The 24665-nt window shown below is 71.3% G+C and carries 17 protein-coding genes; 8 read left to right on the top strand and 9 right to left on the bottom strand.

Features of this window, described 5'->3' with window-relative positions; genetic code table 11:
• Positions 1-333: 333 nt before the first annotated feature.
• On the bottom strand, positions 334-3327 hold the full coding sequence (locus CT688_RS10685; protein WP_107756879.1) for an AMP-binding protein: 2994 nt from the start codon (positions 3325-3327) through the stop codon (positions 334-336).
• A 102-nt stretch (positions 3328-3429) separates the two neighbouring features.
• Complete coding sequence (locus CT688_RS10680; protein WP_107756878.1) at positions 3430-4071, bottom strand: TetR/AcrR family transcriptional regulator; 642 nt, start codon at positions 4069-4071, stop codon at positions 3430-3432.
• A gap of 90 nt (positions 4072-4161) precedes the next feature.
• Between CT688_RS10680 and CT688_RS10675 the strand changes: the two genes are divergently transcribed.
• The 3 genes from CT688_RS10675 to CT688_RS10665 all read left to right on the top strand — a co-directional run bounded on the left by CT688_RS10675 (position 4162) and on the right by CT688_RS10665 (position 8440).
• On the top strand, positions 4162-5463 hold the full coding sequence (locus tag CT688_RS10675) for a glycosyltransferase (RefSeq protein WP_107756877.1): 1302 nt from the start codon (positions 4162-4164) through the stop codon (positions 5461-5463).
• Between the two features lie 112 nt (positions 5464-5575).
• On the top strand, positions 5576-7036 hold the full coding sequence (locus tag CT688_RS10670; protein ID WP_107756876.1) for an FAD-binding oxidoreductase: 1461 nt from the start codon (positions 5576-5578) through the stop codon (positions 7034-7036).
• A gap of 174 nt (positions 7037-7210) precedes the next feature.
• Complete coding sequence (locus CT688_RS10665) at positions 7211-8440, top strand: methyltransferase (RefSeq protein ID WP_231750297.1); 1230 nt, start codon at positions 7211-7213, stop codon at positions 8438-8440.
• A gap of 22 nt (positions 8441-8462) precedes the next feature.
• On the opposite strand, the gene CT688_RS10660 is transcribed toward CT688_RS10665, so the two are convergent.
• A complete protein-coding gene (locus tag CT688_RS10660) occupies positions 8463-8759 on the bottom strand; it encodes a hypothetical protein (RefSeq protein ID WP_107756874.1) in 297 nt (98 codons plus the stop codon).
• Between the two features lie 156 nt (positions 8760-8915).
• Between CT688_RS10660 and CT688_RS10655 the strand changes: the two genes are divergently transcribed.
• The 4 genes from CT688_RS10655 (at position 8916) to CT688_RS10640 (ending at position 15176) form a co-directional block, all read left to right on the top strand.
• Entirely contained in the window at positions 8916-10283 is a 1368-nt protein-coding gene (locus CT688_RS10655) for a cytochrome P450 (RefSeq protein ID WP_231750296.1), read from the top strand.
• Between the two features lie 112 nt (positions 10284-10395).
• Positions 10396-11664: a S9 family peptidase gene (locus CT688_RS10650; RefSeq protein WP_159078005.1), complete on the top strand. Its 1269-nt coding sequence runs from the start codon at positions 10396-10398 to the stop codon at positions 11662-11664.
• A gap of 111 nt (positions 11665-11775) precedes the next feature.
• Positions 11776-13074, top strand: coding sequence for an acetyl-CoA carboxylase biotin carboxylase subunit family protein (locus CT688_RS10645; protein ID WP_231750295.1), 1299 nt, complete (start codon positions 11776-11778; stop codon positions 13072-13074).
• A gap of 95 nt (positions 13075-13169) precedes the next feature.
• Positions 13170-15176, top strand: a complete 2007-nt coding sequence (locus tag CT688_RS10640; protein WP_231750294.1) for a hypothetical protein — start codon at positions 13170-13172, stop codon at positions 15174-15176.
• Between the two features lie 188 nt (positions 15177-15364).
• On the opposite strand, the gene CT688_RS10635 is transcribed toward CT688_RS10640, so the two are convergent.
• The 5 genes from CT688_RS10635 to CT688_RS10615 all read right to left on the bottom strand — a co-directional run bounded on the left by CT688_RS10635 (position 15365) and on the right by CT688_RS10615 (position 20523).
• Positions 15365-16264, bottom strand: a complete 900-nt coding sequence (locus CT688_RS10635) for an ABC transporter ATP-binding protein (protein ID WP_107756872.1) — start codon at positions 16262-16264, stop codon at positions 15365-15367.
• Positions 16261-17400: an iron chelate uptake ABC transporter family permease subunit gene (locus CT688_RS10630; RefSeq protein ID WP_231750293.1), complete on the bottom strand. Its 1140-nt coding sequence runs from the start codon at positions 17398-17400 to the stop codon at positions 16261-16263. The genes CT688_RS10635 and CT688_RS10630 overlap by 4 nt, the downstream gene beginning before the upstream one ends.
• Positions 17400-18401: an iron ABC transporter permease gene (locus tag CT688_RS10625; RefSeq protein WP_107758154.1), complete on the bottom strand. Its 1002-nt coding sequence runs from the start codon at positions 18399-18401 to the stop codon at positions 17400-17402. The genes CT688_RS10630 and CT688_RS10625 overlap by 1 nt, the downstream gene beginning before the upstream one ends.
• Positions 18402-18457: 56 nt before the next feature.
• A complete protein-coding gene (locus CT688_RS10620) occupies positions 18458-19492 on the bottom strand; it encodes an ABC transporter substrate-binding protein (RefSeq protein WP_107756871.1) in 1035 nt (344 codons plus the stop codon).
• 143 nt (positions 19493-19635) lie between these two features.
• Positions 19636-20523: an AraC family transcriptional regulator gene (locus tag CT688_RS10615; RefSeq protein WP_231750292.1), complete on the bottom strand. Its 888-nt coding sequence runs from the start codon at positions 20521-20523 to the stop codon at positions 19636-19638.
• A gap of 182 nt (positions 20524-20705) precedes the next feature.
• Between CT688_RS10615 and CT688_RS10610 the strand changes: the two genes are divergently transcribed.
• Entirely contained in the window at positions 20706-22259 is a 1554-nt protein-coding gene (locus CT688_RS10610) for an MDR family MFS transporter (protein ID WP_107756870.1), read from the top strand.
• 13 nt (positions 22260-22272) lie between these two features.
• Here the strand turns inward: CT688_RS10610 and helR are convergent, their stop codons facing one another.
• Positions 22273-24558 (bottom strand): RNA polymerase recycling motor ATPase HelR, encoded by a 2286-nt coding sequence (gene helR / locus CT688_RS10605; RefSeq protein WP_107756869.1) that lies wholly within the window; start codon positions 24556-24558, stop codon positions 22273-22275.
• Between the last annotated feature and the right edge of the window lie 107 nt (positions 24559-24665).

Raw genomic sequence — 24665 nt, 5'->3', positions numbered from 1 at the left:
GCCTCCATCAGACCCAGTGCGATTCAACCTCGTCGACGTCTCCCGTCCCGTTTACCCACCGCCCACCGGCACCGTGACCGAAACCAGTCCCCGGCACCCGTCTTCCCAGACGTATTCTCATCCCGCTGAAGAACCTCAGCTTCTTCCCTCGCCTCATGGACAATGAAAATGCCCGAGGACGGCGTGATCGAGTGGCGAGGATCGAGGACTACGTCGCCCCGCGCGCCCGGGGAACGGGCCTGATCATCGCGGGCGACGTGCCTGGTGTTCGGGTTGCCGGTTGCGCTGGAGGGTGTGGCGCTTGTGCCCCTGAACGATAGAACGACAGAAGTACTAGCTCGAGGGGGAAAGCCCATCGCGCACAGCCTTGGTCAACCGCACGTACTGACCAGAGTCGGCATCGAGAACCCAGGTCCGCGGGCCGGCCTTCGGTAGGCCCCGGTCAGCGAGCCCGGTGGAGTCGGGCCGGTACCAGTTGGTCACCGGGATGTCCTTGACCACGTGGACGATGTCCGGCCGTGCGGCGGGCGGGACCGAGGCCAGTGCGCCACCGACGTCGGCTGCGGTGATCGCCTCGGAGCCCCATGTGTTCACCGCGGCGACGGCGACCGGGCCGCTGGCGCCGGGCACCTCGTACAGCACGGCCAGATCCACCTGGGGCAGGTCGCCGAGGGCGTCGGCCACCTGGACCGGATACACCGGCCCGTGCGCGGTGTGCACCACGGCGCTCGCCGCCCCGAGAATCCAGAAGTCACCGTCCCGGTCGCGTTCGAAGTAGTCGCTGGTCGACACCCAGGTGTCGCCCGGACGGAACACCCCACGGAGCTGGCGCACGGAGGCGTCGACCCCGAGGCGGGGCCGGGTGAGGAGCATCCCGGGCGCGTCGACCTCGCTGGGTATGGCGAATCCGTCCGGTCCCACGGCGATCGCGCCGGAGTCGGGATCCACGTCGACGAGCCGCACCTCGGACGTGCCGGGCAGCGGACGACCGCGCGCGCCCGGCTTGGATGTGGAGAGGTTGGCCAGGACCACGTCGGCTTCGGTCCCGGCGTAGAACTCCAGGACCCGCGTCCCCGGGTAGCGGTCCAGGACCCGCCGCCACAACCCGCGGGGCATCCCCGATCCCATGAACAGGGTGATCGTCGAATGCGCCTGGCGCGGAGGCGCCGGCCGGCGGACCAACCCACGCATCATCGCCCACGTGTAGGTCACCACCGTCACCCCGTAGCGGCGGACCTCCTCGTCGAAGGTCGCCGGGTCGAATCCCTGTGACAGCGCGATCCTGGACCCGCCGGCCACGGCGCCCCCCACGGCGGTGAGCAGACCCGACGGGTGGTGGAGAGGGCTGAGGCAGTACACGGTGGACTCGCCGCTGAGGCGCGCGGCGCTGGCGGTGCCGAACGCGGAGAGCGCCCACCGGTGGTTCGTCACGAGCTTGGTCTGCCAGACGCCCGTGGAGCGGGAGAAGAAGACAAAGGCGAGGTCGCCCGCCCGCCCGGGGTCCGGTCGGTACCACCGCGGCAGCTCGACCGTCTCGGGGTCGATCTGCTCGAGGTCCACGACGCCCGCGTCCAGGTCGGCCGGGAGATCGCGCTCGGAGCCACCGCCGAGCACGAGCGCCCGCGCCCCGGCACCGGAGACCTTCGACGCGTGCTCGGGGTCGGTGACCACGTCGGTCACCGAACTGAGCCTGAGCAGTTCGGGGAGGGACTGGGACGGGGGGAGCAGCACGGCCACGGCGCCGAGGCGCGACAGCGCGGCCATCGCGACCAGCGCCGAGGGCCGCGTCTCCATGAGGACGCCGATGTGGTCGCCCTGGCGGACCCCGACGGCGATGAGTCCCTTGACCACGTTGGTGATCCGGGTGTCGACGGCGGAGAACGTGTGGACGCGATCGGAGAACAGGAAGCACGCGTCGTCCGGCTGGTTGCGGGCGCGCTCGGTCATGATCCTGGCAAAGGAGATGCGGGTCCTCGGCTGGATCTGTCCCAGCCGGATGAGGCGCGGCGCCGCGTGCAGCGCCTGGTATCCGACGGCCCGGGTCGCCTTGAGGGTGCCGACGGCGAGGTGGCCGACCCCGCGCACGGCGCCGATCCCGAGGCCGGCGACCTGGAACGCCCCATCTGCCGCGAGCATGATCGCCGTGGTGGGGGAGGAGTCGACCACGGCGCCGGGTTCGACCTCGGCGATACCGTCTGGTCGCTGCCCGGTGCCTTCCCGCCACCCCATCCACGCGGCGACGGTGGGCCACGTCTGCGAGGCGGCGGTCGAGCCGACCACGAGCCCGAAGTGCCCGGCGCGGACGGAGAACTCGTACACCTCGGCCCCCGGGGCGACGGAGGCGATCTTGCGGACGCCGGCCGGGACGCCGATCTCGTCGACCTCACCGAACACGGCGAGGACGGGGCAGGTGATGTCGGCGAGCGAGACGACGTGTTCGCCGACGACGAAGCCGCCCACCATCATCCGGTTCTGGATGATCACCTGCCGCATCATGTCGACGATCGCGGGGCCGGACCAGGCGACGAATCCCTCGCCGCCGATGAAGCGGCGCTGTCGTTCGTGTCCGAGGAGCGCGTCGCGGTCGTGGAGCTGGCGCAGGAAATCGACCTGCGAACGGGCGGTCTTGATGGGATCGAGCAGTCGGAACGCCGTCGAGGCCAACCACCCGGGCAGCGGGCGGTCGGCAAAAACGTAGTCGGCGACGAACCGCGCGATGGTGACGACCACCTCCTCGGGTATGCCGAGCGGGGCATGGCCGCGCCAGTCGACGGGGGAGCCGAACGTCACGACGCTGGCGAGGTCGCGGGAGCGTCGGTAGGCCGCGGCCTGATAGCAGAACATGCCCCCCTGGCTGTATCCACCGAGATGCACCGACCGGCCCGTCGCGGTCGTGACGAGGTCGACGGCGTCGCTCACGGCTATCACGTGGTCGGTGAGAGTGCGTTCGAGGCCGCCGGCCTCGATGTCCGGGGCCCCGAAGTCGATCACCCACGGGTCCATTCCCGCCTCGTGCAGTGCGGCGACCGCGCTGGTGGAGGGGGACACGTCCCAGACGTCAGCGGAGATCATCATCGGCGGCACCAGCAGGATCGGCGGGCGCGGCGGGGCGTCCTCGCCGTCTCCCGCACCCCCGTGCTCGGCGTTCGCCGCCGGCGGCGGGTAGTAGCGACGCAGCCGGAACATCGGGCGTCGCGCGACGATCTCGAACGGCGAGGGCTCTTCGTCCGTCTGCAGGCCGCCGAAACGCAGGACCTCGACCGCGTTGAGAACGTACGACGTCGCGGTCTTCAGCGCGGCCGAGACGATGTCAGGGGTGGGAGGCATGGTGGGTAAGAGAGTAGAGGGTGCCTCACGGGCCCGGGCCGCTCCGGCGGATCCTCCCCGCCTGATCGTCTCCCGCCGGCGCGGCTCACATGGAGAGGCGACTCACATGGAGAACTGTCGACGGGCCGCGTCGATCAGCCACGTCTCGTAGCGCTGGTGGGTCCACCCGCTCTGCAGGACGAGCTGCTGATGACTCTCCGGGGACCAGAGGAACGACAGGATCGCCGCCGCCCCGTCCACGTCGTCCACCCGGCTGGTCATCCCGCGGGCGACGAACTGCTCGATGGTGCGGCGGAAGTCGAGATGACGGCGCTGCAGGAGGGCGGTCAACGCCTCGTCGATGGTGGGGTCGGCGTTCGCGGCGGCGAGATACTCGCCCCAGAGCACGCTCGTGCGCGCGTTCGCGGCGGCGATGAACCCGGCCAGCGCGGAGAGGAAGCCGTCGTTGTCGCCGATCCCGACCAGGTCCCGGCCGGTATCGGACTCGGTCAGGAGCTCGTCCCCCTCATCGCCGGCGAAGGCCTGATCGAACGCGCTGAGCAGGAGCGCGCGTTTCGGTCCGTTCGCCTTGACGGTCTCGGTGGACACCCCGGCGCGTTCGGCGATCTCGCCGAGCGAGGTCCCCGCGTAACCGCGGTCGGCAAAGCAGGTGGCGGCGGCGGCCACGACCCGCGAGCGGGTGTTCGCGGCCTGCTCGGCGCGCAACGTCGAACGATAGGTCCGGGTGGACGCGGCCTCAGGCATTCCAGAATCCTTATTGACTAACCCAGTGGGGTGGTGAATACTTTGACGGGCAGGCAAATCCTAGCCTGCCAGCTCTCCCGAGGACCACTCATGGCTTCCATCCTTCTCGCGTCCACCCCGGTACGCGGCCACGTCACCCCGCTCCTGTCCATCGCCCAGTCCCTCGTCGCCGCCGGTGATCGCGTGCGGTTCCTCACCGGCGCGCGGTACCGGGACGACGTCCGCGAGACCGGAGCGGACTTCCTCCCGCTCCCACCCGACGCCGACTACGACGACCGCGACATCGACGCCGCATTCCCCGGCAGGCGCGGCCTCCGCGGGCCCGCCGGAGTGCGCTTCGACATGATCGAGATCTTCCTGCAGCCGGTCCCGGCTCAGCTCGCCGCCGTCCGCGCCGCGCTCGCCGCCGAACCGACCGACGCCATCCTGGCCGAGTCCATGTTCTCGGCGGGCGCCATGCTGACCGGGATCCCGCGCGCCGAGCGACCGCTCCTGGTCAACCTGGGCATCGTTCCGCTGGCCGCCAAGCACCCTGACGTCGCTCCCTTCGGGCTGGGGATCCCGCCCCGGCCCGGCCCGCTCGGCCGGATCCGCAACCGCGTCCTCACCGTGGGCGCCGAGAGAGGAGTATTCGGACCCGTGCAGCGACGGGCGAACGAGATCGCCCGCGCCGAGATCGGGCGCGAACTGCCGCGGTTCTTCCTCGACTGGCCGATCGGCGCCGACCTGCTCGTGCAGTTCACCGTGCCGGGGTTCGAGTACCCGCGACCGGGGCTCGCCGACACCGTCCACTTCGTGGGTCCCGTCGCCCGCTCCCGCCCGTCCTCCACACCGGTGCCGGAATGGTGGGACGAACTCAGCGGTGACCGACCCGTGGTGCACGTGACCCAGGGGACCGTCGCGAACTCCGATTGGCCGCTCATCGAACCGACCGTCCGCGCGTTGGCCGACGACGACGTGACGGTCGTGGTGAGCACCGGCGGTCGTCCGCTCGAGACCCTGCCCGCGGACCTGCCCGCGAACGTCCGCGCGGCGTCGTTCCTCCCGTACGACCGACTGCTCCCGCTGACCGACCTGTTCGTCACCAACGGCGGCTACGGCGGGGTGCACTACGCCCTCGAACACGGCGTTCCGGTGCTCGTGGCCGGCCGCACCGAGGACAAGGCCGAAGTAAGCGCCCGCGTCGGCTGGACCGGCGTCGGGATCGACCTCCGCACCTCCACCCCGAGCCCGGCCCGGATCGCGACGGCTGCCCGGACGATCCTCGCCGACGATCGATACCGCCGGAAGGCCGCCGCCATCGGTGAGGAGATCCGGCGATCGCCCGGGCCCGACGCCGTCCACGACCTGGTCACCGACGCGCTGGGCGCCACCGCCCGCGACTGCGCCTGACCTGCCTGTTCCAGACCCTTTCTCACGCCCGGGCCGCCGTCACGCCCGAGCCGCCGTCATACCCGAGCCGCCGTCATACCCGAGCGGCACACCACCACAGGAGACCCCCGTCATGACCATCCCGTCTGCGCCGACCGGCGCGCCACAGCAGACCACGTCGTCGTCCCCGTCGGCCCCGTACTCCCCGTCAACCACGGACGATCTCTCCCACGTCCGCGATCTCGGCGACCTGGCCCCGCTCCTCGCCGGCAAGCTCGCGCGGCCCGGCGACCCCCACTGGGACGACGCCCGCCGCGCCTGGCAACTGCTCGTCGACCAACAGCCCGCCGCGGTCGTCACCGCCGCCGACGACCGCGACGTCGTGCTCACCCTCCGCGTGGCGGCCGCGCTCGGGCTGCGGGTGGCGGCACAGAACACCGGGCACAACGCGTCCCCGCTCGGGGATCTGTCCCGCACGATCCTCGTGCGCACCGGCGCGCTCACCCGCGTCGACATCGACCCTGACAACCGGGTGGCCCGCGTGGGCGCCGGCGCACGGTGGGGCGACCTCCAGGCGGCCGCCTCGGCCCACGGCCTGCTCGGTGTCGGGGGGTTCTCCTACGACGTCGGCGTGATCGGCCTGGTCCTGGGAGGAGGCCTCGGCTGGCTGGCCCGATCCCATGGACTGGCCGCGTCATGGGTCGTGGGGTGCGACGTGGTGACGAGTGACGGGGTGAGACGACATGTCGACGACGACCACGAGCCCGACCTGTTCCGGGCGGTGCTCCGCGGGGCCGATCTCGCGGTGATCCTCTCGCTCGACATCCGCCTCCACCCCACTCCCGAGCTGACAGCGGGCGCACTGTTCTGGCCCGCCGAGTCCGCACGCGAGATCTTCCGCCTGTGGGCCCACTGGACAGAGCACCTCCCCGAGGAGGTGACCTCCGTGGTGCGGCTGCTGCGCATCCCCGACGCCCCCGGCGTGCCGCCGTTCCTCGCCGGCCGGGACTTCACGGTGGTCGAACTCGTCGCCCAGCTGCCCGGGCCCGAGGTCGACGCCCTGGTCGCCCCGCTACGCGAGGCGTCGCCCGAGATCGACACGATCAGCGCGGCGTCCCCGGACACGCTCGGCGGCCTCCACATGGACCCGCCGGAACCAATGCCGGCCGTCAGCGCGAGCGCCCTGATGCACTCGCTGACCCCGGAGAGCCTCGACGATCTCACGGGCACCCTCGGCTCGGACCTCGCGCGCGGGCTGACCTCCGTCGAACTGCGCGACCTCCGCGGGGCACTCGGCCGTGGGGAGGAGACGGCGGTGTCCCGGGCGCGGGCGCTCATGGTCGCGGTGGCGGTCGCACCGCCGCCCGGCGCCGGTGGCGGGGCGGACCCGCTCGAGGCCGGACGGGCAGGACTCGACGCGGTGGTGCACGCGCTGGAGCCCGTGACCGTCCCGTCGGAGTTGAGGTCGATGGCCGAGACCCGCGTCGATCCCCGACGCCTGTGGGGAGAGGGCCTCACCGAACTGCGTGAGCTGAAGCACCGGTGGGACCCGTCGGACCGCATCCACGCGAACCATTCCGTCCTCGACGGGTAGCGCCGGCCGTCGGATCCGAGCAGGGGAGGCGTCGCGAGGCGGACGATGGCTCCGCGCGGGCGCGTGGCACTGGGATACTGGGTGGGCCCCGGCTCCACCGGCCCGGGGCACCGCACTCCGCGCAGCCTCCCGTCCCTCTTCGCGACGGGTGAGCCGCCCGTCCTAAGGACTCCGTTGCTCCCACAGCCCACGCCCGACGCCACCACGACGACGGTCACGTGGAACGAGGACGGCACGCACCGGACCGCGTTCTGGCGCTCCGAGAACGGTGCACCGCCGCCGACCGGGATCGTCGTGATCACCGACGACATCGCCGCCGACAAGGCGCTCCGAATCGCCCGGAGAGGCTCCAGCCTGCTGTGGCGGGGAGACTTCCAGAACGCGCGGCAGCTCATGCGCGCACTCGATCGGCGGCTGACCAAGCGGGCGTCCCGCTCACCGCAGTCCACCGACGCGGGAGAGGTCTTCCTCGCCAACCGGAACGCCCGTGCCCAGCGCGCGGCGGTCCTCGGCAGGATCCTCATCCCTCTGGAAGCCGACTACGCGATCCGGCTACGCCGAGCGCCCGACGCGCGCGAGGCCTGTGCGCACGCCTACGGGCGGCCGGCCGCCCAGACCACCGACGAGTCGACCGATCTCATCGGGGAGACGCTCGTGTCGCTGCCCGAGCTCCTCGGCGTGATCAGCGCCTACGAATGGCACCGCACCGGCATCGAGGTCGCCGCGCTGGGCGCGCGGATCCATCCCGCCCACGGCGTCTTCGCCCCCACCCGCGACGAGTACCTCGACCTGGTCGCCGACACCCCCTGGCCGCAGGGCATCGACCACCCCGTCGTGTGGGACATCGGCACCGGGACCGGGGTGCTCGCCGCGGTGCTGGCCCGGCGCGGCGCGCGGGAAGTGGTCGCGACCGACATCAACCCGCGGGCCGTGCAGTGCGCCCGGGACAACGTGGATCGGCTGGGGTTGGCGGGCCGGGTCACCGTGGTGCAGGCCGACCTGTGGCCCTATGTCTACGACGAGGCGGACGACGGCGAGGCGGGCGATACTCCGCGGGCCGACGTGGTGGTGTGCAATCCGCCGTGGATCCCCGGTCGCCCGACCTCGGCCCTGGAGCAGGGGATCTACGACCCTGACTCGGACGTGCTGCACCGCTTCCTCAGCGGGCTCGCCGATAATCTTTCGCCGCGGGGCGAGGGATGGCTGATCCTGTCCGACCTCGCCGACCACCTGGGCCTGCGCACCCGCGATGACCTGCTCAACCGCATCGATGCGGCCGGGCTGACCGTGGTCGGGACGAGTGAAACGACACCTCGGCATCCACGCGCCGCCGACAGTGCCGATCCGCTGCACTCGGCCCGGTCGAAGGAGCGCACCATCCTGTGGCGGCTGGGGCGAGGCTGAGCAGCTCGACGGGTCGGCGCACCTAGCGGGGCCGGCGCCCGCCGAATGCCCAGACCAGGGCATGCGCCGCGAGCAACGGGATGATGAGCACCACCGCGCCCCAGCCCGTGGTGGCGACGGGCATCCAGTCGTCCCACGATGCGCGCATGGCACCGAGAAAGTCCCCGCGCTCGGAATCGGACTGGTCGGACTCCGCCGGCGCTGGCGAACCGTGCCCGGCGTCGATGCCCCAGGGATCGGCGAAGAGCCCTGCCACGTCCGTGCCGTCCGCCGCGACGTGGAAGTCGGTGGGGCGCGGGGACTGCGACGCGGAGTGCATATCCGGGATTCGATGCCGGGGTCGCGGCGGATTGGGGGCGGTGTCGATCGGTTGGGGGAGGTCCTCGTCGTCGTACCAACTGCGGCCACCACCGCATTTCCGGCACGTAGGCTGAACGGCGCCCCGCACGCCACCCGAGGCCGAGGATGCGACGCCATGGACAGCACGACGGACAGGTCGGTTCCCGCCGCGTCCGCAACACGCCTGACCGCCGACGACCGCGCACCCCTGCTCCCGCCCGGGCCCTCGCTGCCCAGGTCGGTCCAGGGCGTGGGCTTCGGCCTCGCCCGGCGCAGAGTGCTCCAGCGGCTTCAGGCGAGATACGGCGACGCCGTCACCGTGCACCTGCCGATCTACGGGCGTTCGGTGGTGATCTCGGACCCCGCGCTGGCCAAGGCGCTGTTCACCGCCCCCCAGGAGTCGCTGACCAACATCGACCCCAATCTGGGACGGGTGCTGGGGGAGCAGTCGATGTTCGCGATCGAGGGCACCGACCACCGTCGGCACCGCAAGCTGCTCACACCGCCCCTGCACGGCAGGCGCATCACGGGCTACGAGGCGGTCGTCGAGGAGGAGACCCGGCGCGAACTCGGCTCGTGGGTGGTCGACCGGCCGTTCGCCTCCCTGCCGTCGATGACCCGCATCACGCTGGACATCATCATCCGGACGGTGTTCGGCGCGCGGGACGACGAGCTCGTCACGCTGCGCCGCGTCATCCCGCCCATGGTGGAGGCCGGTTCGGCGGTGGTCATCACCCCGGAACTGCCGGTGCGCGTGGGCGCTGTGGCGGTGGGGTCGGTGGGCCCGCGCGCTCGGTTCGCCCGCTACAAGAAGGTCTACGACGACGCGATCACCGCCCTCATCGCCCGGGGCCGCCGAGACGACCGACTCGACGAGCGCGACGACATCCTGGCGATGATGCTGCAGAGCACCTACGACGACGGCTCGTCCATGACGGACGAGGAGATCCGCGACGAGCTCACCGCACTGCTCGTGGCGGGACACGAGACCACCGCGACGACGCTCGCCTGGGCGCTGGAGCGGCTCAGCCGCAACCCCGCGGTGCTGGATGAGCTGGTCGCCGAGGTCGACGACGGGGGAGCCGGCTACCGGCACGCGACGATCCTGGAGGTGCAGCGCAGCCGGCCGGTCATCGATCTCGCCGGGCGCCACGTGCAGGCGCCGCACCTCGACCTGGGCCCGTGGCGCATCCCGCGCGGGTACAACGTGTTGGTCGCGATCTCGCTGCTGCACGACGACAGCGCGCACTTCGCCCAGCCCGAACGTTTCGACCCGACCCGCTTCCTCGACACCACGCCGCCGCCGGCCTGGCTGCCGTTCGGCGGCGGGACCAGGCGGTGCATCGGAGCGGCGTTCGCGACCATGGAGATGGACGTCGTGCTCCGCACCCTGCTGAGCATGTACGAGATCGTCCCGACCACCGATCGCGACGAGAAGTGGCACTCCCGCGGCGTCGCGTTCGCTCCGCACCGAGGAGGGCGGATCACCGTCCGGCGTCGGTGAACCGGCGGCCACAGCATCACGAATGATTCGCGCCCGGGACAGAGGTGGGGTGAGCGATGATGGTGGCGGGGATGAGACCAGGGGTGACCAGCGGGAATGGCGAGGTGCGGACATGGCCAGTATCACTCCATCGGATGCGGCGACCCCTGCCGTGGATGGCGATGGACGCCCCGACGCACCCACCCTCACCGGACTGGCCTTCTCGGACAGTGGATTCGACGGCCAGTTCCTCCGCGTGCTCGACACCATCCCGTCGGGCGGAGCCGACGTCGGCGAGGCGTTCATCACCGCCCGAAGGATCCCAGAAGGGGACAGGGAAGCCTGGAACGCCGAGTGGAACGCGCTCGGCGAACGGATCCTCGCGGATGCGGAGGCGAGCCTGGCCGCCGGCCACCGGGTGAGCGCGCGTGAGGGATTCCTCCGAGCGGCGACGTACTTCCGTATCTCCGGGGTCTTCATGTACGCGCCCCCGATGGATCCCCGGTTCGTCACGGCGAACGCGCGCCAACGGGACGCCTTCCGCCGAGCGGCCGAGTTGATGGACCATCCCTTCCAGCAGATCGCGGTCCCGTACGAGGGAACCGAACTCGACGGCTACTTCGCGACCCCGCCCGGCCCGGGACCGTTCCCCACGGTGATCCTGGTCGGCGGATACGACGGCACGATGGAGGAGACGTACGTCGCCGGCGGCGTCGCGGCACTGCGGCGCGGTTACGCCGTCCTCATGATGGACGGCCCCGGTCAGGGCGCGGCACTGGTCCAGCGCGACCTGCACTTCCGACACGACTGGGAGGCGGTCGTCACCGCTCAGGTCGACTGGCTGGTCGCCCGTCCCGAGGTCGACGCCACCCGGATCGCGGCGCTGGGCCGCAGCTGGGGCGGGCATCTCGCGCCCCGCGCCGCCACCGCGGAGCACCGCCTGGCCGCCGTGATCGCCGACGCCCCGCAGTACGCCCCGGGAGCCAACGCCGCGCTGCTGCTCCCCGAGGATCACCGCGACGACCTGGCCACCGGGGAGGCCGACGACGACCTCAACGCGGCGGTCCGCGCCGGGATGGCGCAGTCGCCGGGACTGGCCTTCTCCGTGGGGCGGGGGATGCTCACGCACGGATGCGCGACCCCCGTCGACTACCTGCGAGACCTGACGCAGTTCACCCTGGACGGCATCGCGGACCGCATCGACTGCCCCGTGCTGCTGACCGTAGGCCAGAACGACCCGCGCGTCGTCGACGCACAGAGATTCTTCGACGCCCTCACCGCGCCCAAGACGATGATCGAGTTCACCAACGCCGAGGGCGCCGGCGAACACGACGAAGCGGGGGCGGCAGCGTTGTTCAGCCAGCGCGCGTTCGACTGGCTCGACACGGTGATACGTCGGTAGGCCAGGCGGTCCACCTCACCTGGGCGGCCGGCGTCCCCGGCACGTGCCGCTCCCTCTTGGGTAGGTTGGTGGCCCACCAGCCCGCGCCCCGACCCAGGAGGCAGTTACCGCGTGCAGATCTCCACAGCAGACACGACCACCAGTGCGGCGGACAGGAGTTCGCTGGCGACCCAGGACGGCAACGAGTCGCGACGCGACCCCTCCAAGGGCTACGTGGCGCTGCTCGGCTGGGCACCGAACGCGGTCGACGCGGTGGACCGGTTCGACCGCCGCTATGTGGTGGTGGCGCCGGACTGGGCCGAGGACTACTGCCGGCAGCACAACATCCCGTTCGTCCCCTGGAACTTCGAGCGACTCAACGACCGGTCCATGGAGATCGCCGAGACCCTCAAGGACATGGGCGTCGACGTGGCGATCCCGCTGTTCGAGGAGACCGTGGAGTGGGCGGGGGCCATCAACTCCATGCTCATGGACAACCCCACCCTGTACGGCCAGTCGCTGCTGCTGCGGGACAAGGCGCTGATGAAGCGCCGCGCCCAGCTCGGCGGGATCCGCGTGGGGATCTTCGAGGAGGCCCACGAGCGCGACGACGTGATCCGCTTTCTCAAGCGCGTCAACCAGACCCTGCTCAAGCTCGACGGCGACCCCAACGACCCCATCCACCTCAAGGCCTTCGACAAGGCCGGCTGCCTGGGGCACCGCGTCATCCGCACCCCGGACGAGGTCGACACGATCCCGGACGAGGAGTTCCCGGTCCTCATGGAGTCCCACCTCGACGGCTGGGAGTTCGCGGTGGAGGCCTGGATCCACAACGGGAAGATCGTCTTTCTCAACATCTCCGAATACGTGACCCTGGGTTACTCGGTGTTCGTGCCGGCCTCGCCGGAGCTGGAGCGCTACCGCCCGGAGATCACGCGGCAGATCGAGAAGCTCATCAAGACCTTCGACATCAAGTTCGGGTTCGTGCACCCCGAGTACTTCGTCACCAGCGACGGCGAGATGTACTTCGGTGAGGTGGCCTACCGCCCGCCGGGGTTCAAGGTCTTCGAGCTGCTCGAGCGCGCCTACGGGTTCAACGCGTACCAGGGCCTGGTGCTCGCGTTCGACCCCAAGACCACCGAGGAGGAGATCACGTCGTTCTTCCCGCGCGAGGTCGTCGACGCCACCGGTCACGCGGGCTGCTTCGGTGTCTACCCGCGGCGGCGCGTGGTCTCCACGCTCGAGATCCCGGAGGAGACCGAGGACCACGAGTACTTCGAATCCCACGAGCTCACCGCACCGCTCGAGGAGACCGTCACCAAGCGGACCGCCTTCGGCACCCACTGGGGGCTGGTCTACTTCTTCGGCGACGACGCCTACGAGATGCGGACCCTCCTGGCGCGCCAGGAGGAACTCGACTTCTACGTGTGACGGCCATCCGGTCCGACGACGTGGGTACGGTACCGAGGGCGGGCACCGTCGCCCGTGGATGTGGAGAGTGACACCAAGTGGCCGACGATGAGCCAGTGGCCGACGATGCGCGGGTGGTCAACGATGCGCCCACCGCGACGCGAGTTCTCGACAAGCGGGTGGCCTCGCTCGTCGACGCGACCAGGGCCCTCGCCGAGGCAGGAGACGTCGGCAAGACCACGCCGAAGCGGCGCGTGCTCGACGGCCTGCGCCTGGTCCTGCTCCAGGACGGCGGTGCCCGGGCCGTGCAGTCGATGGCCCGGGAACTCGAGTCCGCCGGACTGTACGAGGGGACGGACTGGGCATCGCCGAGTTCACTGGTCCCGGCGCTGAGCACGGGGTCGCTCCGTAGCCCCAACGCCGACACGGCCGTGATGGAGATCGTCAGCGATCTGCGACTGGCCGCGGTGGCCCGGGGAGACTACCCGCACCCCGATGTGTCGGCCGAGCAGGCCCTCCAGCACCTCAAGGAGGTCCTGGCCACCAACGCCGCGTTGCTGTTCACGGCGGCCACCGAGGCGGAACGGGTGCAACAGGGCCGGATGGCCAAGGTGACACGCACGTCGTTGGCGCACATCGCCGGCGAGATCGGCTACGACAGCGTCCTGGACCAGCTGGTCGAGGAGATCTGGCGGATCCTGCGCCAACGCCCGATCCAGGTCGACCACATCAAGGAGACCATCACCCAGCTCGCGGTGGCACGCCACGACCCCGAGGTGGACACCAGCAGCGGTGGCTTCGGCGTCGACCGGCTGATCAGCAGCATCTACGGCACCACCGAGGCCAGCCGGGAGGATCCCGGGGTGGACGTCTACCGCTCCCGCCTGGAGTCCATGGACGAGGGGGCCCTGCAGTACGAGGCCGCCGGGTTCGCGCGGTCCATGCACGACACGGGCCTGGTCTCGGCGTACCACCCCGTCCTGCTGCGGTTCCTCCGCGAGAAGGGCAGCTTCCTGCTCAGTGAGGCCCTCGGCCTGTCGAGCACCGGTCGCGAGAGCCTGTTGTGCTTCCACGGCCTGGTCGATGCGCTGATCGACGCCGCCGTCCATCCCGAGACCGCGCAGTCGGTCTACGGACTGGCGTTGCTGCTCGAGCGCGGCATCCTCTTCCAGCCGGCCGTCGGGCCCGCGCTGTGGCGGCTGCTGGCTCTACCGCTGTCCGGCTACGCGAACGAGCGTCTGGCGCTGGCCTACGGTCCGGCCCGGCCGGGACGGATCTGGCTGCTGGCCGGGACCCTGTCGATGCTCGGCCAGCCGCTCGGCGTGGGGCAGGGCGACAACCCCACCTGCCAGTCCGCCCGCGCACTGTCGATGTGGGCGTACAACGATCCCGACTACCTGCTGCAGACCATCGCGTGGGCGGCGCGGGACAACGAGGTGGTCATGCACTTCGAGGGCCGGCCCCTGTCCTCCCGCGAGCTCGAGGCGGGCCTGGCGGAGACCCTGCCCGTGGACCTCGACCCGGTGTCGCTTCTGGTGGTGCCGCACCTGGACCGCATCTACGCGGAGATGGGCCGGCTGTGCAGCGATCGCGCGGGCGACCCGCATCGCTGGGTCAACCCCGAGTTCCATGGTTGGTGGGCTTCTCGCGGATTCCGCATCAACGTGGACGTGGAGTCCGGCCGGCTCACCGACCTCGAGGACTTCGTGCGGCACTTCTACGGCAGCTACCACCCGTTCCACAACGGGAACCAGCCCCTGATCCACCCGCAACCCGCCGGCGTCGCCGTCACCGACAGCTCGGGCCGGTTCGTGGGCTGGCACGCCATCACGATCCTGCGGGTCGCGCTGGACCCCGACGAGACCATGCGCGTCTACTTCTTCAACCCCAACAACGACAGCGGCCAGGACTGGGGCAACGGCGTGGTGGTGAGCACCGCCGGCAGCGGGGAGCGGTTCGGCGAGTCGTCGCTGCCGTTCGAGGAGTTCCTCTCCCGCCTGTACATCTTCCACTTCGACGCCCTGGAGCCGGGTGAGACCGACACCGTCTCCGCCGAGGAGGTCGCCCGGGTGACCGACCTGATCCACGGGAGTTGGGGCGCGGATCGGTTGCCCGAGATCTGAGGCCGCTGTGGCTCGCGGTGCTGGTGTGAGCCTTGAGGGCCCCGTGCCGGCCGCCCGGCTCCGGGACCGGGCGCCTCGGTGGCGTGCTCCCGGACTTGCGTGTCCGGAATGGACCATTCAGGGCGCGTAAGTGGGGTGAGGGCGTGCCAAGGGGGCGCGCAAGCCGGAGAGGACGCGCAACCCCGCGCTCACGCCTGACCGCTCGTGCCCTGCCCGCTCATCGCCCCGTGCTCACCAGGACCCCCGTGCTCACCAGGACCCCCGTGCTCACCAGGACCCCCGTGCCCCTCGCGGACCCCGTGCCGCCCGAGCGGCAGCATCAGCGGCCGGCCGGAGGTGGGGTCGGGGATCACCACCGAGTCGAGCCCGAACACCGCGCTCACCATCTCGGTGGTGAACACCTCCTGGGGCGCGCCCGCGCAGTGCACCCGCCCGCCGGCCAGCGCCACCAGGTGGTCGGCATAGCGGGCGGCCAGGTTGAGGTCGTGCAGGACCATGACGACGGTGGTGCCCCGGTCGCGGTTGAGGTCGACCAGCAGGTCCAGCACCTCCACCTGGTGGGCCACGTCGAGGAACGTGGTGGGCTCGTCGAGCAGCAGCAGGTCGGTGTGCTGGGCCAGGGCCATGGCGATCCAGACGCGCTGGCGCTGTCCGCCGGACAACTCGTCCACGGCCCGGTCGGCCAGCTCGAGGGTGCCGGTGGCCTCGAGTGCTGCGGCCACGGCCTCGTCGTCGTCCCTGCTCCACCTCGACAGCATCCCCTGATGGGGGTTGCGCCCGCGGCCCACCAGGTCGGAGACGGTGATCCCCTCCGGCGCGAGGGGGGACTGGGGGAGCAGCCCCAGCGTGCGGGCCAGTTTCTTGGCCGGGATGCGGTGCACCTGCTCATCGTCCAGGAGAACCTGCCCGCCGCGTGGCCTGAGCAGCCGGGACATCGACCTGAGCAGAGTGGATTTGCCGCAGGCGTTGGCCCCGACGATCGCGGTGATCCGCCCCGGCGGCACCTGCAGGTCCAGGTCCTGGATGACGGTGCGGTCGCGGTACCCCAGGTCGAGGCCGGTCGCGTGGAGGGTGTGGTCGGTGGTCACAGTGCGCCTCCGGTGCGATTGCTGCGGGCGATCAGGTAGATGAGGTAGGGCGCGCCGAGCACCCCGGTGATGACGCCCACCGGGTAGCGGGAGCCGAAGGCGTACTGGCCCACCAGGTCCGCGCCGAGCACCAGGATCACGCCCACCAGCGCCGCCGGCACGAGCGGCGAGCCGTGCGGACCCACGAGCCGCGCGGCGATGGGCCCGGACAGGAACGCCACGAACGCGATGGGCCCGGCGGCCGCGGTGGCGAAGGCGATCAGGCCGACCGCGGCCACGATGAGCATGATCCGGGTGAGCTCGGTGCGCACCCCCAGGGCGGAGGCGGTGTCGTCGCCCAGCCGCAGCATGGACAGGTCGCGGGACGTGAGCAGCAGCACCGGGGCGAACACGAGGCACGCCACCAGCACCGGCTGCACCTGGGGCCACGAGGCACCGTTGAGGCTGCCGGTGATCCAGCGCATGGCCTCCTGCAGCTCCCACTGCGGCGCGGTCTTGAGGATGTAGTTGGTGGCCGCGTTGAGCATGGCGGCGGTGCCGATGCCGATCAGCACGAGCCGCGTGCCCACCACCCCGCCGCGGTAGGCCAGCAGGTAGATGGCCAGGGCCACGGCGATGCCGGTGACGATCGCGAACACCGAGACCTGCGCGCCGCCCAGACCCAGGATGACGATCGCGAACGCCGCCGCCGCGCTGGCGCCCGTGCTGATGCCGATGATGTCCGGCGAGGCCAGTGGGTTGCGCAGCATGGTCTGGAAGGTCACGCCGCCGATGCCGAAGCAGATGCCGGTGAGTACCGCGAGCACCGCGCGGGGCAGGCGCAGCCGCCCGACGGTGAACGAGGCGCCGGCCACGTCATGGCCCAGGATCACGCCCAGCACGTCGGCCGGGGGATAGAACGTCCTGCCGACCATGAGGCTGGCGGCGAACAGCGCCGCGGCGCCCAGGGCGAGCGCGGTCATGACGAGTAGCCGCCGACGTCTCCGGCTCCGGCGACCGCGGGTGATCAGGGCGACGGACGCCGGGCGGGCGGTGGTCACAGCGCCGGTGGTCGGGGCATCCGGGGCCGGGGCGTCGGGGTCCGGAGCAGTGGTGGCCGGAGAGTTCGAGGTCGCGGCGTTGCTCGTCGTCGTCATCACACCTCCCGGATCTTCTGGCGGCGGACGATCGCGATGAAGATCGGGGCGCCCACCAGCGCGGTGATGATGCCCACGTCGATCTCCGCCGGCCGGGCCACCACGCGCCCGAGGACGTCGGAGGCGGTGACGAGGACGGCCCCGACGAGCGCGGTGAACGGCAGCAGCCAGCGGTGGTCCACGCCCACGAGCAGGCGGCAGGTGTGGGGGACGATGAGTCCCACGAAGGCGATGGGCCCGGCCACGGCGGTCGCGGCGCCGCACAGCAGTACCGAGCCGAGAGCGCCCACGGCCCTGGTGAGGACCACGCGCTCGCCGAGTCCCGCGGCCAGGTCGTCACCGAGGGCCAGTGAGTTGAGCGGACGGGCGGCGAGAAAGCAGATCAGCGCGCCCACCACGAGGAACGGCAGCACCTGCTCGATCGCCTCGGTGCTCGCCCCGCCGACGCCGCCGACCTGCCACGCGCGCACGCCGCCGGCGATGTCCCCGCGCGGCAGCACGACCGCGCTGATGAAGGAGGTGGCCGCCGCCGAGGTGGCCGCGCCGGCCAGGACGAGTTTGAGCGGGGTGGCCCCGCCGCGCCCGAGGGAGCCGACCGTGTAGACGAACACCGCCGCGATCCCGGCGCCGACGATCGCGGCCCAGATGTACCCGGTATAGGTCCACAGCCCGAAGTACGCGATCCCCACCACGACGGCCAGCGAGGCACCCATGGTCACGCCCAGGATGCTCGGATCCGCGAGCGGGTTGCGGGTCACGCCCTGCATCACCGCGCCGGCCAGGCCCAGCGCCGCGCCGACGAGCATCGCCATGATGGTGCGGGAGATGCGCTTGACCACCGACGCCTCGCCGAGGCCGTCGGTGGAGCCGCCCAGCGCGGCGAGGATCTCGTCGAGGGAGACCGTGCGGGAGCCGATGGACACCGAGGCGATGACGACGACGACGAGGACGGCGATCGTCACCAGGAGCCACGCCACGCGGACCCGCGCCGGGCGCCGCAGCGTCCTGACAGCGGACGTGGCGGCACCCGGCGCGGACGGGGCGGTGGTGTGGGGACTCACTCGCGGGTGCCGACGGCCTCCGCCAGCTGCGCCACGTAGTCGTCGAGCACCCACGAGATGGCCAGCGGGGTGGGGTTGGCGGCGGTGCCCATCGGGCCGCTGCCGTCGAGGAACACGATGGCGTCGTTCTTGACCGCCGGCATCTGGGACAGCAGCGGGTCGGACTTCAGGGTGTCGACGAGGCTCTGGTCGCCGTAGGTGACGATCAGCTCGACGTCGTCGAACTGGTCCAGCTGCTCGGCGCTGATGCTGCCGGAGTACTTGCCGCTCGCCGAGGCCTCGGTCACGGCGGCCGGCGTGGCCAGACCCAGGTCCTCGAAGAACGCGGCCCGGGTGTCGGCGGCGGTGTAGAAGTTCACCGTGCTCAGGTCGGACGGGTCGAGGTGGGTGAGGAACATGGTCCGCGTGCCCTCGAGTTCCGGGTGCGCGGCTGCGGCCTCGGCGATCTCGGCGTCGAGCTCGTCGACCAGCGCGTCGCCCTCGGCCGCCATGCCCATCCCCATGGAGTTGAAGCGGATCGTGTCCCGCCACGAGGTGGCCCACGCCTCCTCGGGGTACGCCACGACGGGGGCGATCTCGCTCAGGGTGTCGTAGTCCTCCTGCGTCAGACCGGAGTAGGCGGCCAGGATGACGTCCGGGTCGGTGTCGGCGACGGCCTCGAAGTCGATCCCGTCGGTCTCGTCGAACAGCACGGGGGGCTCGGCGTCGAGTTCCTCGAGTCGCTCCTCCACCCACGGGAGCATGCCGTTGCCGTCGTCGTCACCGAAGGTCGCCGCGGCCATGCCCACCGGGACGACACCCAGGGCGAGCGGCACCTCGTGGTTGGCCCACGCGACGGTGGCCACCCGCTCGGGCGCCTGGTCGATGGTGGTGGTGCCGAGCGCGTGCTCGATCACTACGGGAAACGACCCGGACCCGCCGGCGGCGGTCGCGCCCGTGGACTCGTCGGAGTCGGCGGGAGAGCCACACGCGGACAGCACGAGGGCGGCCGTGGTGGCGATCAGGAAGGGGACAACACCGCGAGAACGCATCAGGGCGGCTCTCTCATTCTGGAGACGATGAACAGGGCAGGACCCACCCGGGCGCCGCGCCGACGTATCCGGCGCGGGCTGACCATTAGGTGAGGCTGGCCTAAGACCTTACGACCGCACCACCGTACGGCGCAATCGCTCGATCAGGACGCCTGGTGTAGCGAATCGGACAGGCTCGCGCTGGTGGCCGGGCCGGGGCCGGGGAAGGTGGCGTGGCCGGTGGCGTGGCCGATCGCCGGGCGGAACTGCCCCGGGGTGAGGCCGGTGGTCCGCCGGAAGGCCGCCCCGAACGCGCTCGCCGAGCTGTAGCCCACGCGCACCGCCACTTCGTCGACCGGAACGCCACTGCCCAGCAGGACCGACGCGTGCTGGGCGCGGAAGGCCGCCTGCCACGCGCCGAAGCTCAGTCCGGTCTCGGCCCGGAACGCGCGCGTCACGGTCCGTTCGCTCACCCCGAGCCGGGCCGCCCACTCGGTGAGCGACCGGTCGTCACCGGGGTGCGACTCGAGGGCCGTGACGATCGGGCGCAGCAGCTCGGAGTCCGGCCGCTGCACCAACAGCGCGTGAGGTGAGGGTTCGAGGAGGTCGAACACCATCTGCTCCGTGAGCTCCCGCGACCGGGCCTCCAGGGTCTGGTCCACCAGGCGCTCGAGCAGCAGGGTGAGCAGCGGGGTCACCTCCACCGCGACGGGCTCGGTCGGCAGTGGCGAGTCGGTGCGGACGTCGACGTGCGCGGTCCGGTACCAGGTGCCCGCCGGGGTGGCCGCGGAGTGCAGGACGCCCGCGGGGATCCACAGTCCGACCGAGGGGGTGATGGACCACGTACGCGCCCCGATGGTCACGGTGGACGCCCCCGACCGGTTCCACAGCAGCTCGTGGGTGGGGTGGGAGTGCGGCTCCCATTCGATGTCGCGGGCCACGAGCTCGTCCATGCCGGTGATCGCGAACGGCATCACCGCGTCGCCCGCCGCGTAGATCGGCAGGGCGCGCGTCTCCACCTCGCCCCGTCGCGCGCTGCTGGTCCCGGTCATGTGTCGATTCTGCCCCACCCGCTCGTCGGCCCACCGACCCGCTCGCGCACGCGCCGCCGTAATGGTGGTCACATCAGCAAGCCTGTCGGAGATCCTGGCGTACAGTGCGAGAGTTCCCCGTGCGCGCCGTGAGGCCTCGCCGGGTTTACCTTTGTCTCGACCCGTAATGTCTAAGGATTCCCGTGACGACTGAGTCATCCTCCACTGCCTTTTCCCGGGCCCAGCCTGACCCGGGCCACCCCGATCTCCCGCAGCCCGATCCTGCCCAGCTCGGCCCGGCGCTGGGCTCCCCGCCGCTGCCGGCCGCCACCACGAGGCTGATCGCACTGCTCGTGGCCGCGGCGTTCGTGGTGATCCTCAACGAGACCATCATGTCGGTCGCGATCCCCGAGCTGATGGGGGAGTTCGCGGTCGCCGCGGCCACCGCCCAGTGGCTCACCACCGCGTTCATGCTCACCATGGCCGTGGTCATCCCGTTCACTGGGTGGATGCTCATGCGGCTACCGCTGCGGACGGTGTTCGTCATCGCCATGACGACCTTCACCCTCGGCACCCTGCTGGCGTCGCTGGCCCCGGTGTTCGTGGTCCTGGTCGCCGGCCGGGTGGTGCAGGCCGTGGGTACCGCGATCATGATCCCGCTGCTCATGACCACCGTGCTCAACGTGGTGCCCGCGGACCGTCGCGGCCGCACCATGGGCGTGATCTCCATCGTGATCGCGGTGGCCCCGGCCATCGGCCCCACCGTCGGTGGCCTGGTGCTCGACGTGCTGAGCTGGCGCTGGATGTTCTGGTTCGTCCTGCCCATCGGCCTGCTCGCACTGGTGGCCGGAGCCACGCTGATCCGGAACGTCACCGCCACCCGCCCGATCCCGCTCGACATCCTCTCCGGCGTGCTCTCGGCCGTCGGCTTCGCGGGCCTGATCTTCGGCCTGAGCTCCTTCGGTGAAGCCGCCAACGACAACGCGCTGGTGTCCCCGTGGGTGCCCGTCCTCGTGGGCGTGGCCGCACTGGCGGTGTTCGTCTGGCGGCAGCTCTCGCTCAAGGACTACGCGCTCCTCGACGTGCGCGCCTTCGCCTTCCGCACCTTCACCGTCAGCCTCACGCTCATGTTGCTGTCCATGATGGCGCTGTTCGGCACCCTCATCCTGCTGCCGCTGTACATGCAGCAGATCCTGGGCACCACCACCCTCGAGTCCGGCCTCGCGCTGCTGCCCGGCGGTTTGCTCATGGGTGTGCTCGGGTGGTTCGTCGGGCGACTCTTCGACCGCATCGGACCGCGCCCGCTGATCATCCCGGGCTCGATCCTGGCGGCCGCCGGCTTGTGGGGCATGTACCTCTTCTTCTCGGCGGAGTCGTCGCTGGTCATCGTCGTCGTGTGGCACATGGTGCTCAGCGTGGGCCTGGCGCTGCTGTTCTCGCCGCTTCTCACCTCGGCGTTGGGGTCCCTGCCGCCGCACCTGTACCCGCACGGCTCCGCTCTGCTCAACACGCTGCAGCAGGTGGCCGCGGCCGCGGGCACGGCGCTGTTCATCACCGTCATGACGCTGGGCATCGTGGCCGGCGCCGAGTCCGGACAGGGCGACGTGGCCGCGCAGATGACCGGCGTCCACAACGCGCTGGTGGTGGGCGCGATCATCTCGCTCATCACCGTGGTGGGCGCGTGGTTCGTCCGCAACACCGCGCAGACCGAGGGGCTGGCGGTGACGGCCGTGGAGGAGGAGCAGGTCTCGCCGTGACCGGCCGGGTCCGCTATCGGGTGAGGACCGTGAGCGACCGCGTCGCCCGGGTCATCGCGACGTAGCGGTCGACCGCGTCGATCACGCCCGCGTCGGTCGCACCCGCACCGGTGGTGCCCGCACCGGTCGTGCCCACTCCGATCGCGCCGGCGCCGATCTCGCCGGTACCGGCGGCGCCCGGATCGACCAGTACGACCAGGTCGAACTCGAGCCCCTTGGCGGTGGCCGCGGTCAGTGATCGGACGCGGTCGCTCGCCGGCACCTCGCTCGCTGGCACCCCGCTCGCCGGGAAGTCGTCGCCGTGAGCGCCGGTCGCGGTGATCACGCAGGCCACGCCCTCCGGGTTCGACTCGAGCCACGCCTCGAGCACGTTCCGCAGATCGCCGACGCGGCCGTACGCGACCGGCTCGCCGCTGCTGCGGACCGAGACCGGCACGTTCGCGTCGGGGCGCACCGCCCTGATCACCGGGGCGGCGGCCTCCATCACCTCAGACGGGGTGCGGTAGTTGATGGTCAGGTGGACCGTGTCGACCCGGCCGGGGGACAGGCCGACCCGCTCCAGCCGCTCGGGCCAGGACTCCGCGAAGTCGTGCCTCGCCTGGGCGCGATCGCCGACCACCGTGAGGTGCCCGGACGGGCAGCGGCGCAGGATCATCTGCCACTCGGCGTCCGAGAGCTCCTGCGCTTCATCCACGATGATGTGCGCGAACGGCCCACCCAGGCGGGCGGCGTCGGTGGTCGTCGCGTCGTCGCCGGAGGCCGGGTCCAGCAGGGCTTCCTGCAGGTCGCGGTGACGCAGCATGGGCGCCACCCCCTCGGGATCGTCATCGGCCGCGATCACCTCGTCGATCACCGACCTCCGCCGCTGCAGTTCGGCCGCGCGCTCGGCATGCCGGCGCCGTCGTCTCGTGTCCCGGTCGGCATCCCCCAGCTGGTGCCGCGCCGCATCGAGAAGGGGGAGGTCCGATCGCGTCCAGGCAGCGGGCTCGTCCCGGCGGAGCACGCGGGCCTGCTCTGAGCTGAGCCAGGGCGCGCACAGGCGCAGGTAGGCCGGAACGGTCCACAGATCACCCACCAGCTCCGCCGCGTCGATCATCGGCCACGCGCGGTGGAGCTCGCGGCGCAGGTCGGCGTTCGCCAGTAGCTCCGCCCGCAGAACCGCCTCGGGAACGCCGGCGTCGGACTTCTCCAGGAGAATCTCGACCAGGGTCTGGAGGATCTCGTGCCGGGCCTCGTTGTGGGGCGTGCCGTCCTCGGGGGAGGCGAAGGCCTCGGCCCAGTCGCCCGGTGTCAGCTCGAGGTCGATCCACTCTGTCTGGACCCGAATCGGCTGCTCGGGAGGCTGCTCGTAGAAGCGCACGGCCGCCTCGATCGCCCGGACCATCGGCATCCCCGACTTGAGGCGGGCGGCCTCGGGATCGGGTTCCTCGCCGACGCCCGGAGCGGGGATGTCGGGAACCAGGTCGGCGAGCGTGGCCGTCTGCACACTGTGCTCACCGAGGGCCGGAAGGACATCCGCGACGTAGTCCAGGTACGGGCGGTGCGGGCCCACCAGTAGTAGGTGTCCGCGCCGCAGTCCGAGGCGAGATTCCGAGTGCAGCAGGTATGCCGCCCGGTGCAGCGCCGCCACCGTCTTGCCCGTCCCCGGACCGCCGTCCACCACGAGTGCGCCCGACGAGTCCGCGCGGATGATCGCGTCCTGGTCGGCCTGGATCGTGGTGAGTACGTCGTGCATCCGGCCGGTCCGTGCCCGGCCGAGGCTCGCGACGAACGCCGAGTGGTCGTCCAGGGCGGTGTGGGTGCCCACCTCGTCGTCGTCAAGAACCTCGTCCCAGTAGTCGACGATGCGCCCGCCCGACCACCTGTACCTCCGCCGGTATCTCACCCCCATCGGTCGGGCGAGCGTCGCGGCGAAGAACGGCTCGGCGGCCGGTGAGCGCCAGTCCACCAGCAGGGAGGTGCCGGTCGGGTCGGTCAACCCAATGCGGCCCACGTAGAGGGGCTCGACGTCCCCGGCGAGGGCGACGTGCCCGATGCACAGGTCCAGTCCGAACCGGCGCAGGGTGGCGAGTTCGGCGACCAGGCGGCGGATGTCCGCGTCGCGGGTGATGGTCTGGGCTCCCGTGCCGGCGGGGTCGCGGCGGCGGGCGGCGAGGCGGGCGGACTGGTCGGTGACCCGCTGCGCAAGGCAGTCCGCGATCGCCGAGAACCGCTGTTCGTCGGCCGCGATCAGCGCCGGATCGGCCTTGGCCCGAAGGCGGTCGGGGAGAGAGAAAATGCTGGTGGTGACGGGTGGCATCGCGCAAGTGTGCACCCGTACCGGGGCCTTGCGGCAAGGCCCCCTACCAGCTATAACTTGGAAGAGGGACAGAGAATCCACAGTGCGAGCGAGGTCCCGATCTCGCA

This window comes from Dietzia sp. JS16-p6b (genome assembly GCF_003052165.1).
Classification (GTDB): Bacteria; Actinomycetota; Actinomycetes; order Mycobacteriales; family Mycobacteriaceae; genus Dietzia.
Note: the sequence above shows the minus strand (reverse complement) of the source record. Positions and strands in the feature narration are given on the sequence as shown.

Bases quoted from the DNA above. Each gene is read 5' to 3' on its own strand.
- CT688_RS10620 (WP_107756871.1), bottom strand. From the start codon at position 19,492: ATGCGTTCTCGCGGTGTTGTCCCCTTCCTGATCGCCACCACGGCCGCC.
- CT688_RS10675 (WP_107756877.1), top strand. From the start codon at position 4,162: ATGGCTTCCATCCTTCTCGCGTCCACCCCGGTACGCGGCCACGTCACC.
- CT688_RS10685 (WP_107756879.1), bottom strand. From the start codon at position 3,327: ATGCCTCCCACCCCTGACATCGTCTCGGCCGCGCTGAAGACCGCGACG.
- CT688_RS10615 (WP_231750292.1), bottom strand. From the start codon at position 20,523: ATGACCGGGACCAGCAGCGCGCGACGGGGCGAGGTGGAGACGCGCGCC.
- helR (WP_107756869.1), bottom strand. From the start codon at position 24,558: ATGCCACCCGTCACCACCAGCATTTTCTCTCTCCCCGACCGCCTTCGG.
- CT688_RS10670 (WP_107756876.1), top strand. From the start codon at position 5,576: ATGACCATCCCGTCTGCGCCGACCGGCGCGCCACAGCAGACCACGTCG.
- CT688_RS10630 (WP_231750293.1), bottom strand. From the start codon at position 17,400: ATGACGACGACGAGCAACGCCGCGACCTCGAACTCTCCGGCCACCACT.
- CT688_RS10655 (WP_231750296.1), top strand. From the start codon at position 8,916: ATGGACAGCACGACGGACAGGTCGGTTCCCGCCGCGTCCGCAACACGC.
- CT688_RS10680 (WP_107756878.1), bottom strand. From the start codon at position 4,071: ATGCCTGAGGCCGCGTCCACCCGGACCTATCGTTCGACGTTGCGCGCC.
- CT688_RS10660 (WP_107756874.1), bottom strand. From the start codon at position 8,759: ATGCACTCCGCGTCGCAGTCCCCGCGCCCCACCGACTTCCACGTCGCG.
- CT688_RS10650 (WP_159078005.1), top strand. From the start codon at position 10,396: ATGGCCAGTATCACTCCATCGGATGCGGCGACCCCTGCCGTGGATGGC.